The organism is Clostridium sp. D43t1_170807_H7, from assembly GCF_015555905.1.
Taxonomy (GTDB): Bacteria; Bacillota; Clostridia; order Clostridiales; family Clostridiaceae; genus Clostridium.
Map to the genome: position 1 here is coordinate 24,603 of NZ_JADNLK010000026.1, position 11,126 is coordinate 35,728.

The window sequence follows — 11,126 nt, forward strand, 5'->3', positions numbered from 1 at the left end:
AAAATATTTTCTGTAAAATTATTCTTTTATATTCATCTATTATCATTTACTTATAACTCTAAATAAATTCATAATCTCATATATACATAAAAATAGCCTATATCTAAACAATCTTATTAAAGATTATTTAGATATAGGCTCTAAATTAATACCCTTAAAAATTTTTCTATTTCTTCTCCATTTAAATATACATCACCAATCATTCCATGTATGCGATAACATTCAATACAATTATGAAAATCTGATCCAGCAGTATAAATTATATTTTTTCTATTTGCAATATCTATAAAATACCTTGTATCATTTTCCGTATTTTTAAAATATTTTGCTTCAATTCCATCGAAGTTTATATTAATAATATTATCAAAATCTTTTTTACATAGAAGTACTGGATGTGCAAGAACTACTGTAGCTCCAAAAAACCTTAATATATCGACTCCAGTCTGAACGCAAAGTTTATTCTTAAACCCACAAAAATCAATTTTGTCTTCAAATATTCTTCTTATATTCCTAATTTTTCCTTGTTTAACCTTTAAAAGTACTTCTTTGAGTAGATCATTTTTATAACTATCATCTTTAAAATATCCCAATACATGTACTCTACAGTCATTATATCTAGTTGATAATTCTACTCCTGGTATTACAGCAATATTATTTTTTCTTCCCTCTATAATGGCTTCATCTATCCCATCTGTATTATTATGATCAGTTATAGATAGTATATCTACCCTTTTTTCTTTTGCTAAGTTAATTATTTGACTTGGTGTTAAGCTTCCATCTGAATAAGTTGAGTGTATATGAAAATCACCTTTTGTATACATACTATTTCTTTTCATCCTAATATTTATCTCATATATATTATATTCTAATAACAAATTATTGATTTAATATTAAATACAAAAAAAGCAACCCTTTTGGATTGCTTTATGTAAACAAAATTATTTGTTTAATTGAGCTTTTGCAGTTTCTACTAAGTTTGCAAATGCCTTTGGATCGTTGATAGCTATTTCAGATAACATCTTTCTGTTCATGTCGATTCCAGCTAATTTGATTCCGTTCATGAATTTTGAGTATGAAAGACCGTTCATTCTTGTAGCAGCGTTAATTCTTGCTATCCATAATCTTCTGAAATCTCTCTTCTTTAATCTTCTTCCAACGTATGCGTTTCTTAAAGCTCTGATTACAGATTCGTTAGCAGTTCTGAATAATCTGCTCTTCCCACCGTAGTAACCTTTTGCAAGCTTTAAAACTTTTTTATGATTCTTACGAGCATTTACCGCTCTCTTAACTCTTGCCATTTTGTATTCCTCCTAAGTCCTCTATATTATAGGTATGGTAATAATTTCTTCATTGCTTTTTCTTGAGTAGTTGAAACGTAAGCAGCTTTTCTTAAGTTTCTCTTTCTCTTAGCGCTCTTCTTTGTTAAGATATGGCTCTTGAAAGCTTTTGCTCTTTTTAACTTTCCAGTACCAGTCTTTTTAAATCTTTTAGCTGCACCTCTGTGCGTTTTCATTTTTGGCATGATAATATTCTCCTCTCTGGTTATGCTTTTTTAGGGGCTAATACCATAGTCATGTTTCTTCCTTCTTGTTTTGCTGCTTTTTCAACAACACAAACATCTTCAAGTTTAGAAACAAAGTTTTCTAAGATTTTTAATCCTAGGTGACCTAATGTTGCTTCTCTACCTTTGAATCTAACAGTGACTTTAACTTTATCCCCGTCTAATAAGAACTTTCTAGCATTCTTAGCTTTGATAGCTATGTCATTTTCTTCAATAGTTAAACTACATCTGATTTCTTTAATGACAGTTACCTTTTGCTTTTTCTTAGCTTCTTTTTCCTTTTTAGATTGCTCGTAAATGTATTTGCCTAAATCCATTATTTTACATACTGGTGGCACTGCTGTTGGAGATATCATTACTAAATCTAAGTCCTTCTCCTCAGCCATTTGTAAAGCTTCCTTCGTAGAAATTACACCTAATTGAGTACCATCTGTATCAATTACTCTAATTTCTTTTTCTCTAATACTTTCATTACAAGTAAAGTTTTTACTGATAACATTCACCTCCGATAAAATCTATCAAGAAAAATATATAAATAAAAGGACAGCATAATTGCCGCCCTCGTATTATTTAGAAAATCTAGACACTCTTCTAGATAAAAATCCAATAAACTCATTACCTTACTAAGCTTAGCCGTAAGGCGAGAAACGGCTGTTTCTTCTTGACGAAATTCATTATAACATCGTCTTAACATGTTGTCAAACTTTTTGTTGTGTAACTTACTTGGAAAAATCAACTTATTCGCAAATACTAATTTGCCTCATCATATTTCCTTTTGTCATGTAGCATTTTTCTACTATTTTGAAGCCGGCTGAAGTTATTAAATTATCCATATCTTCAAATGTTATTATAACTAGTTTACGAGCAATTCTTCTTGAGGTATTAATTATATCCACCTGTTCCTTTAATGTTACAGGTGAAAATAATCCATAAGGAATATCAACTATGGCAACATCAAAAACTTCATTTATATTATGCATATCCCCACTAGTTATTATTTCTCTATTATAACCTAAAAATTCTATATTATTCCTGGCATTACATGCAATAGGTTTGCTAATCTCATAACCTTTTACATTAATTCCTAAATCAAGAGCTTCTATAACAACAGTTCCAACTCCACAACATGGATCAACTAGTGTTAAGTCCCTATTATCTCCAACGGCAATATAAATGGACTTCTGGATGGATCAAAATTCTTTTCTGAAAATAAATATTTTTCTTTAATCTCTTTTCCAAAAATACTTCTCATTTCCATATTGCACAATTCTTTTTCCATTTCAGAGCAATTAATAAAATAAAAATATTTACTTGGGGTGTTTTCACACTCACTTTTAATCATTTCATTATTCATTTTAACACCCTCTTACAAATAATTTATTAATTGTTATCACAATATTCTTCTATAGAATCTGCAACTACTTTTGCATATGCAACTGCATGAACTACTGTATTAGCTCCAGTAACAACGTCTCCTGATGCAAATACTCCTTCTCTTGTTGTATGTCCTTTTTCATCAGTAAGCAATAATCCCCATTTGTTAGTTTCTAAACCAACAGTATTAGCAACTATATTTTTTCTTGGCGATTGACTTACTGCAATTATTGTAGAATCACAGTTAAACATTCCTTCTGTTCCTTCTATAGTGACTGTATTTACTCTTCCTGATTCATCTACTTCATTTTTAGTTTCAATATATTTAACTCCTTCTTCAGTTAACTCTACAGGTGCCTTAAATAATTCAAACTTGATGCCATCTTCTTTGGCTTCTTCTAACTCTGCTCTAGTACATGGCATATTTTCAAATCCTTTTCTATAGAGAATATATACCTCTTCAGCTCCACTTCTCTTAGCAACTCTAGCTGCGTCCATAGCAACATTTCCTGCCCCTATTACAGCAACTTTTTTCCCTAACTTATAAACTTGTGGTGACTTTAAATAATCTATTGCATAATGTACATTTCCTAATGATTCTCCCTTTATATTTAAAGTCTTAGGATTCCATACTCCAGTACCTATAAATACAGCTTTATAACCATCAAAGAATAACTTATCTAATGTAATAACTGGTCCAATTAAAGTATTTGGTCTTATCTTTACTCCTAATTCAATAAGTATCTCTTCATATCTATCTATCATGGAATTTTTTAATCTATACTCTGGAATTCCATATCTAAGCACTCCACCAATTTTCTCATGTGCATCAAAAAGAGTAACCTTAAATCCTCTTCTTGCTAATATAATTGATAAAGTAATTCCTGCAGGTCCTGCTCCAATTATAGCAATTCTTTCATTTCTACATTCTACTTTATCAAATTTCACTTTATATAAATACTCTCTAGATATATATTCTTCAATCTCACAAAAGCTTACAGGTTCACTTTTTATTCCTCTAATACAATTTCCCTTACATTGATCTTCGTGTGGACAAACTATAGCACAGGCAGCTGATAATGGATTATTATTAAATAATATTTCACCCCCCTCCATTATTTTTCCTTCCTTAAATAGCTTAACTACTTCCGGAATTTCTGTGCTTATTGGACAATTTGCCTTACATCTAGCATTTTTGCATAACAAACATCTATCTGCTTCTAATAATAACTCTTTCATCTATATCTCCTCATTTTAATGCTTCCTTTAACTATAGAATCATTATTTTATCTTAAGTGATTCAGATAACCTATTTAAGTATCTCTAAAACATAATTTTTAAATTCTTCAAAGCTTCCTTTTTCACTACTAGTTCCCTTATTTATTTTATTAGTAGCAAAGTTATATTCTACTGTTCCATAACTAAATTTTGGACTTGATATCATTACAATATCTTCATTTGCACTAAAAATTGCTTTATTCAGCATTGATATTTTACATAGTTCTAAAAAGCTCTCTTCATTTTCTAAATGTCCTTCATTAATTTTCTTTAATACAAAGTTGAATAATGAATAACCACCGCCTAATGATATCATACTATTGTTTTGAATATAAAATACCTTATCTGTATTATAGAAGTATTTCATTTTTCCAAAGTTAACAGTCTTAAACTGTGAGTTTACTTCAACTTGCTCAATATTATAACTATTAACTTCCGCTTCTATAGAATCCCATGAATTATTTTGCTCTATAGCATTATTTTTAACTACTGAGTTAAATTTAAGAAGAGCACCCTCCATCTCTTTATCTGTATATACAACACTTTCATTTATAGCAACATTAAATTCTCCATTTTCATATGTTAAAGTTATCTTATTTCCCATAATAATCTCCTTATCTAATTAATAATAATTATTATTATAACATATTAGCTATTGGTGAACTACTATTTAAACCTTAGATTCATTTATTAGTATTTCTAGTGTATAAAAATAGTGTGCTTTAAGATTATTAAATAATCTTCATAACACACTATTTTATAATTATTTAACTAATTTTGCTGTATCTCTAGCAATCATTAATTCCTCATTAGTAGGTACTACATATACCTTTACTCTAGAATCCTCAGTAGATATCTCTTGAATCTTTCCTCTTATTTCATTCTTTTCTTCATCAAGTTCAAATCCAAAGAATTCTAAACCATTTAATATTTCTTTTCTTGTAATAGAAGAATTTTCTCCTATACCAGCAGTAAATACTATAACATCAATACCTCCCATTGCTCCAGCATAAGCAGCAATTTGAGTTCTAACCTTATAATAGAATATTTCTAAAGCAAGCTTTGCTCTTTCATTTCCTGATTCACCTGCAGCTAAAACATCTCTGAAATCTGATGATACTCCTGAAATTCCTAGAACTCCTGATTTTTTATTTAATAATTCGTCTACTTCTTCTATTGTATATCCATGTTGTTCTATTAAAAAGCTAATAACAGATGGATCTATGCTTCCAGATCTTGTTCCCATCATAACACCTGCAAGTGGTGTGAATCCCATAGAAGTATCTACAGACTTACCATTCTTAACAGCTGCTAATGAACAACCATTTCCTAAGTGACATGTAACTATTTTTAAATCTTTTATGTCTTTTCCCATAACTTCTGCTACTTTATTTGAAACATATTTATGAGATGTTCCATGGAATCCATATTTTCTAATTCCATATTTTTTATATAAATCATATGGTAACGGACAAATGTATGAATGCTTAGGCATTGTTTGATGGAATGCTGTATCAAATACTGCTACCATCGGAGTATTTGGCATTAACTCTTTACATGCCTCAATTCCTATAATATTTGGTGGGTTATGCAATGGTGCAAGCACTATACAATCTTTAATTGATTGTAAAACTTCATCATTAATTAAAACTGAATCTGAATATTTTTCTCCACCGTGAACAACTCTATGTCCTACTGCTGCAATTTCGTCCATAGATTTAATAACTCCATGAACTGGATCAACTAATGCTTCTAATACTAGCTTTATTGCTTCCTTATGATTCTTAATTTCTGTATTTATTACATATTTATCTTTTCCCTCAACTTTTTGAGTTAATACAGAACCTTCAATTCCTATTCTTTCAACTAATCCCTGAACCATACACTCTTCTGTACTCATATCGATTAATTGATATTTTAAAGATGAACTACCACAATTTATTACTAAAGTTTTCATTTTCCCACACTCCTTCAAAAAATTATTATTATTTATATATATAATAACACTAAATCTTTTAAATAATTAAAAAGATTTATTATTCTATTTTATCTGAAAACTCTGTGAACTACTCTCCGCTTTAGAATATGGAATAATTTCTTAATATTAGGTTAAATTAAATGTAATAACCTTTTTTAATTTCAGCATAATATCCTTTTAAAGGCTCAATACTTGATATAATCTCTTCATATTCAGGATAATCTTTAATGATTCTAATAATACACCTTATACAAAAATCTTTTCTTTTATTAAAATCCCTTTTCATTTCTTTCTTATAGCCCCATGTATGTGTAAATATTTTTTGCTTGTTAGAAAATAAATTATCTAAACTCATTATCTCATTAATTTCAATATTTTTTCTTTTAGCGCACATTGATATAAGTCTTTGTTCTGCAAATACCATATTAGTGATCTTATCATCACTATAATGTAAATTATTCATAAAATCTATAGCTGATGTAGTATAATACTTCTTAAACTCCTCGTTAGAAATATACATAAAAGCAGTATTACTAGGTAATACCGACCAATCCCATTCTTCATCTAAAGAATATCCATTTTTAAATTTAAAATAATCTTTATCTGGATATACTTCCTTTACTATTTTTTCTTTATGAATTACACTTACCTCTGTATTACTTAAAATATTTTGTATATTTTCCCATACAATAAAATCAGTATCAATCATTACACATGGAGATTTTTGACTTTTTAATGCATAAAGCTTTCCTGCTGCCCAAAATATATTACTATCAATTTTATAATTTATATCATCTAAAGATATGTCAATTCTCAAATCCCATATTTTCTCTAATCCTATACTTTTATAATAATTAGCTCCAACTTTATCAGTAATCATTTTTATGCTTCCATTTTTCTCTCTCCACTTTAATGCTGAAAGGATAGTTGTTAATATTTCAAAATCCTCTATATAATATTCCTTATGAGGATTTGCATTAAAAAATGGTCTGGTCCAATTTGAATGAAATGCTTCTATCATTGCCTCTTTCCCTTCTTCATAAATATAAATTCTATATAAGGTCTAACCCATATCCTCCTACTCCTGAAACATTATATTCTGAAGAAATATTTTCACTATTATATTTACTTATTATAGCCCATTCATTCCCTTTAATTACATTATCCTTAATTTCTTTTTTAATTGCACATAATACTTTATTTTCTTGCTTTATTTTATTACTTACTTTTTTTCTCATACTTTCTCCCTAAAAAAAATATTATAGCATTGCAAATTACCACTAATTTACATATGCTATAATATATTATACCCTTATTCTTCTAATAAGTCACGTATTACTCTTGTTGCATCCATATAAGAAGCAATAGATCTATCATAATTTAATTTATTTATTATCTTTGATACTAACTCTGACATATCTACAGCTCTATACCATTTAGAATTACGTAATTCATCTGATATATATGTTAAGTTTGTAGAATATACTCTAGATATTATTCCATCTTCATAGAATCTATTAAACTTTTCTAGCCCCTCTGTAAAGAAAGCAAATGTAGTTGCTACATAAACATTTCTTGCTTTTCTTTGCTTTAACTCTATAGCTATATCAAGTACTGATTCACCAGATGCTATCATATCGTCAACTATTAATACATCTTTTCCTTCCACATCTCTTCCCATATACTCATGTTCTACTATAGGATTTTTTCCATTTACTATTGTTGAATGATCTCTTCTCTTATAGAATAAACCTACATCAACTCCTAAAACACTTGAATAATAAATTGCCCTATCCATAGCTCCAGTATCTGGACTTATAACTATAAGTTTGTCTTTGTTTAACTCTAATGTATTTTCATTCTTTATAAGAGATTTTACTATATCATATGTTGGATAGAAATTCTCAAAAGATAGTAGAGGAATTGCATTTTGAACATTAGGATCATGTACATCAAATGTAAGTACTTCATGTACTCCTAATCTCTCTAATTCTTGAAGTGCTAATGCACAGTCTAAAGATTCTCTCCCTTTACGTCTATGTTGTCTTGATTCATATAAAAGTGGCATTATTACTGTAATTTTTGCAGCCTTACCCCTAATTGCAGAAACAGTTCTCTTTATATCTTGGAAATGCTCATCAGGACCTTTATGGTTAATAAATCCAAACATTTTATATGTACAACTATAATTACCAATATCGCATAAAATGTATATATCCTTACCTCTTACACTCTCTGATATTTTGACTTTTCCTTCTCCGTTAGAAAACCTTATTTCATCGATCGGTATTAGGAATGATTCATTAGTATTTCTCTTTTCTTGGATAAGCTTATCAATAGCATTTCCAAGTTCCTTACAACTTTCTAAAGCTATTATTCCTAATTCATGTCTTAATTCTGTCATCAAACTTTCCCCCTTACATTAAAATTTCAAAGATTTAGATTTAATAATATACACTATATAGTATACACTATATAATATACGCTATATAATATACACTATATTATATATTTATAAAATTCTAATCATTAATAGTATATACCAAACCCTAATATTAATAAATAGCTATATAAAAATATTCTATTTTATTATAAAATTTATGGTATTTTCGTTAAATCTCACTAATTTTCCTACATATCTTTTCAAATTTTATGATTTAAAAATTAAATTTATGAATGAATATTTTTTTAATATATATTTGATATAATATATAAATAGTTTATTTAAACTCATAAAGAATAAAAGGAGAGCACTTATGGATGATATGCATTACGAAAGATTACTTAATATAAAAACTACAGGTGAACAACAAGGATTTTATGAATCCCATCATTATAATAGATATGAAGCTACATCTTATCTAGCCCTAGAATCACTATTTAAACAGTATACTCTAAATAGTTCAGATTATATAGTTGACTTTGGATGTGGCAAGGGAAGATTGGCCTTTTACATAAACTATTATTACAATTCATCCGTTACTGGAATAGAAATGAACAATAACTATTATGATATATGTGAGAATAATAAAAGAAGTTATTTTAAGGCATTCTCAAAACCCAAAGAAAAAATTAACTTTTTGAATATATTTGCAGAAGATTATAAAGTATTACCATCAGATAATAAATTTTATTTCTTTAATCCATTTTCACTACAATTATTTATTAAAGTTTTAAATAACATTTTAATTTCAGTAGAACAATTTCCTAGAGAAATAGATCTAATATTCTATTATCCATCTGAAGAATACATAGATTACTTAGAAAATTATACAGCGCTAACTCTAAAACAAGAAATTCCAGTACATAACCTTTACCTAATAGATAAGCGCCAAAAATTCTCTATCTACACACTACCTAACTAAATTGTTCGTTACGTAGAAGCGAAAAATGAAATATTTATTTTTACGTAACTACCTATAGCATAACTCCTTACAGTTAATGTCTTTTACTACATGTTATATGACGAGTCGTTAACTTTATAAGTTTTTCGCTTTTAAATTGCAGACCCAAGCTTTAAGCTAGTGATAGAGAAAAATTAATGATATAACCGGAAGAAAGTATTATATAATAAGCTTTAGAATTTAATTATTATTGGAATAAAATTAGCGTTAAGTGAATCTCTAAATCTTGATTTAGTTAGATGAACTTACTCCTCTGAGCGATAGTGAAGAGTGAGTTTCCTTTTAAAAGGAAGCACCTCCTGCTAAAGTCGGATGTGTAAGTTCGATCAGCAAAATTGAAATTTTGAATCTCACTTAAGGTAAGCTATAGCGAGCTTCGAAGCTTTAGCTAATTTTATGGAAATAATAATATAAATTCTTAGCGAAATTATATGACTTAATGCAGGTTATATCATTAATTTTCGGCATCACGACATTAACGCTTTGGTGCGCAATTTATTTCAAGTGTTCTATTCGATATCCTATTTCTTTATTTGCCATTCTATAACCTTCTTCTATCATTTCCTCCCTACTTAAACTATTTCCAATCAAATCATCAATAGTCATTTGATTTCTATTACTAAAATATTTATCTAAAAGCATTTGTTCTATATCATCTTGTGATGCTGTAGAATAGTCATCTAATATATGCTTAACATTAAATCCACATTTCCTTAATGCTTTTCCTACTAAAATAGATCTATGGCATCTTATAGGTTCCTGCATAGCTCCTAATAAAACTATATTGTATCCTTTATTACAACCATTTTTTAATCTTTCTATTCCTTCTAAAAATTCTTTTTCTTTTATTACCTTTTCAAAATCAGAATATCCTTCTTCATTATAAGATTCTTTATTTATTCTTTTAGCTGCTAATTCTTTAGCCATATATATGTAGATAAATCCTGCCTTACTTAAAGTATATCTTATAGTTTCTTTATCAAATTGAATATTATATTTTGAATATGGTGTCCCTCTAATATCTACCACACAATTGATATTATAATGTTTTAACATATCAATAAGTCTTTCAATTGTATAATTAGAATGTCCTATAGTGTATATTTCCATATATCCTCCTAATAAAATTTATTTAACCTTATAGTTATATTTTGCATTAATTCATTTTATATTATTTTATTACGCAAAAAAGGTACTTAGTTAATACTAAGTACCTTACTCTTACCTGGCAACGTTCTACTCTCCCACACAGTCCCCCGTGCAGTACCATCGACGCTGTAGAGCTTAACTTTCCTGTTCGGAATGGGAAGGAGTGTTTCCTCTACGCCATCATCACCAGATGCTATGGTTTTCTAAATCTTTGATTTAGTTAAAACCTTGTACTCCTCAACTCTGTTGAGTGAGTTTCCTTTTAGAGATATTGTTATCTCAAAATTGCACATGAATTATCTATTTTATTGGTCAAGCCCTCGACCTATTAGTATCAGTCAGCTAAATATGTTACCACACTTACACCTCTGACCTATCAACC

The 11,126-nt window shown here is 28.5% G+C and carries 14 protein-coding genes, 2 rRNA genes, 1 pseudogene and 1 other annotated feature; of the genes and pseudogenes, 1 reads left to right on the top strand and 16 read right to left on the bottom strand.

Annotated features, from left to right (window positions below; all coding sequences use genetic code 11):
* Nucleotides 1–140 precede the first annotated feature (140 nt).
* From I2E98_RS13440 to I2E98_RS13490, 13 genes and pseudogenes are all read right to left on the bottom strand, one after another.
* Nucleotides 141–821 (bottom strand): PHP domain-containing protein, encoded by a 681-nt coding sequence (locus I2E98_RS13440; RefSeq protein ID WP_195469419.1) that lies wholly within the window; start codon nt 819–821, stop codon nt 141–143.
* A gap of 117 nt (nt 822–938) precedes the next feature.
* Nucleotides 939–1,298: a 50S ribosomal protein L20 gene (gene rplT / locus I2E98_RS13445; RefSeq protein WP_005211350.1), complete on the bottom strand. Its 360-nt coding sequence runs from the start codon at nt 1,296–1,298 to the stop codon at nt 939–941.
* A gap of 26 nt (nt 1,299–1,324) precedes the next feature.
* On the bottom strand, nt 1,325–1,522 hold the full coding sequence (gene rpmI, locus I2E98_RS13450) for a 50S ribosomal protein L35 (RefSeq protein ID WP_005211352.1): 198 nt from the start codon (nt 1,520–1,522) through the stop codon (nt 1,325–1,327).
* A gap of 20 nt (nt 1,523–1,542) precedes the next feature.
* Nucleotides 1,543–2,064: a translation initiation factor IF-3 gene (gene infC, locus I2E98_RS13455; RefSeq protein WP_195469409.1), complete on the bottom strand. Its 522-nt coding sequence runs from the start codon at nt 2,062–2,064 to the stop codon at nt 1,543–1,545.
* Nucleotides 2,065–2,090: 26 nt separating this feature from the next.
* Nucleotides 2,091–2,230: a sequence feature (ribosomal protein L20 leader region), on the bottom strand.
* Between the two features lie 68 nt (nt 2,231–2,298).
* Nucleotides 2,299–2,541, bottom strand: a complete 243-nt coding sequence (locus tag I2E98_RS16090; RefSeq protein WP_243251154.1) for an RNA methylase — start codon at nt 2,539–2,541, stop codon at nt 2,299–2,301.
* Between the two features lie 75 nt (nt 2,542–2,616).
* Nucleotides 2,617–2,748, bottom strand: a pseudogene (locus tag I2E98_RS16360) (SAM-dependent methyltransferase); the annotation flags it as partial.
* Nucleotides 2,703–2,915, bottom strand: coding sequence for a hypothetical protein (locus I2E98_RS16100; RefSeq protein ID WP_243251156.1), 213 nt, complete (start codon nt 2,913–2,915; stop codon nt 2,703–2,705). The gene I2E98_RS16100 and the pseudogene I2E98_RS16360, both read right to left, overlap by 46 nt.
* Before the next feature lie 26 nt (nt 2,916–2,941).
* Nucleotides 2,942–4,174, bottom strand: coding sequence for an NAD(P)-dependent oxidoreductase (locus I2E98_RS13465; protein ID WP_195469410.1), 1,233 nt, complete (start codon nt 4,172–4,174; stop codon nt 2,942–2,944).
* Between the two features lie 70 nt (nt 4,175–4,244).
* Nucleotides 4,245–4,817 (bottom strand): hypothetical protein, encoded by a 573-nt coding sequence (locus tag I2E98_RS13470; protein ID WP_195469411.1) that lies wholly within the window; start codon nt 4,815–4,817, stop codon nt 4,245–4,247.
* 159 nt (nt 4,818–4,976) lie between these two features.
* On the bottom strand, nt 4,977–6,170 hold the full coding sequence (locus tag I2E98_RS13475) for an acetate kinase (RefSeq protein ID WP_195469412.1): 1,194 nt from the start codon (nt 6,168–6,170) through the stop codon (nt 4,977–4,979).
* A 157-nt stretch (nt 6,171–6,327) separates the two neighbouring features.
* Entirely contained in the window at nt 6,328–7,212 is an 885-nt protein-coding gene (locus tag I2E98_RS13480) for a DUF6734 family protein (RefSeq protein WP_195469413.1), read from the bottom strand.
* 31 nt (nt 7,213–7,243) lie between these two features.
* Nucleotides 7,244–7,429: a hypothetical protein gene (locus I2E98_RS13485; protein ID WP_195469414.1), complete on the bottom strand. Its 186-nt coding sequence runs from the start codon at nt 7,427–7,429 to the stop codon at nt 7,244–7,246.
* 74 nt (nt 7,430–7,503) lie between these two features.
* The gene (locus I2E98_RS13490) at nt 7,504–8,595 is read right to left on the bottom strand and encodes a ribose-phosphate pyrophosphokinase (RefSeq protein WP_195469415.1); all 1,092 of its coding nucleotides are present in this window, start codon (nt 8,593–8,595) and stop codon (nt 7,504–7,506) included.
* Between the two features lie 352 nt (nt 8,596–8,947).
* On the opposite strand from I2E98_RS13490, the gene I2E98_RS13495 reads away from it, so the two are divergent.
* A complete protein-coding gene (locus tag I2E98_RS13495) occupies nt 8,948–9,556 on the top strand; it encodes a methyltransferase (RefSeq protein WP_195469416.1) in 609 nt (202 codons plus the stop codon).
* A gap of 534 nt (nt 9,557–10,090) precedes the next feature.
* On the opposite strand, the gene I2E98_RS13500 is transcribed toward I2E98_RS13495, so the two are convergent.
* The 3 genes from I2E98_RS13500 to I2E98_RS13510 form a co-directional block, all read right to left on the bottom strand.
* Nucleotides 10,091–10,705 carry a DUF488 domain-containing protein gene (locus I2E98_RS13500; protein ID WP_195469417.1) on the bottom strand — a complete coding sequence of 205 codons (615 nt, stop codon included), beginning with the start codon at nt 10,703–10,705 and terminating at the stop codon, nt 10,091–10,093.
* Nucleotides 10,706–10,818: 113 nt separating this feature from the next.
* Nucleotides 10,819–10,935 (bottom strand): 5S ribosomal RNA (rrf, locus tag I2E98_RS13505).
* Nucleotides 10,936–11,052: 117 nt separating this feature from the next.
* A 23S ribosomal RNA gene (locus tag I2E98_RS13510) occupies nt 11,053–11,126 on the bottom strand; the annotation flags it as partial.

What these genes read in the sequence shown, in the direction of transcription:
- I2E98_RS13465 (WP_195469410.1), bottom strand. Translation starts at nt 4,174, where the DNA reads ATGAAAGAGTTATTATTAGAAGCAGATAGATGTTTGTTATGCAAAAAT.
- I2E98_RS13440 (WP_195469419.1), bottom strand. Translation starts at nt 821, where the DNA reads ATGTATACAAAAGGTGATTTTCATATACACTCAACTTATTCAGATGGA.
- I2E98_RS13500 (WP_195469417.1), bottom strand. Translation starts at nt 10,705, where the DNA reads ATGGAAATATACACTATAGGACATTCTAATTATACAATTGAAAGACTT.
- I2E98_RS13470 (WP_195469411.1), bottom strand. Translation starts at nt 4,817, where the DNA reads ATGGGAAATAAGATAACTTTAACATATGAAAATGGAGAATTTAATGTT.
- I2E98_RS13490 (WP_195469415.1), bottom strand. Translation starts at nt 8,595, where the DNA reads ATGACAGAATTAAGACATGAATTAGGAATAATAGCTTTAGAAAGTTGT.
- I2E98_RS16100 (WP_243251156.1), bottom strand. Translation starts at nt 2,915, where the DNA reads ATGAATAATGAAATGATTAAAAGTGAGTGTGAAAACACCCCAAGTAAA.
- rplT (WP_005211350.1), bottom strand. Translation starts at nt 1,298, where the DNA reads ATGGCAAGAGTTAAGAGAGCGGTAAATGCTCGTAAGAATCATAAAAAA.
- rpmI (WP_005211352.1), bottom strand. Translation starts at nt 1,522, where the DNA reads ATGCCAAAAATGAAAACGCACAGAGGTGCAGCTAAAAGATTTAAAAAG.
- I2E98_RS13475 (WP_195469412.1), bottom strand. Translation starts at nt 6,170, where the DNA reads ATGAAAACTTTAGTAATAAATTGTGGTAGTTCATCTTTAAAATATCAA.
- I2E98_RS13495 (WP_195469416.1), top strand. Translation starts at nt 8,948, where the DNA reads ATGGATGATATGCATTACGAAAGATTACTTAATATAAAAACTACAGGT.
- I2E98_RS13485 (WP_195469414.1), bottom strand. Translation starts at nt 7,429, where the DNA reads ATGAGAAAAAAAGTAAGTAATAAAATAAAGCAAGAAAATAAAGTATTA.
- I2E98_RS16090 (WP_243251154.1), bottom strand. Translation starts at nt 2,541, where the DNA reads ATGCATAATATAAATGAAGTTTTTGATGTTGCCATAGTTGATATTCCT.
- I2E98_RS13480 (WP_195469413.1), bottom strand. Translation starts at nt 7,212, where the DNA reads ATGATAGAAGCATTTCATTCAAATTGGACCAGACCATTTTTTAATGCA.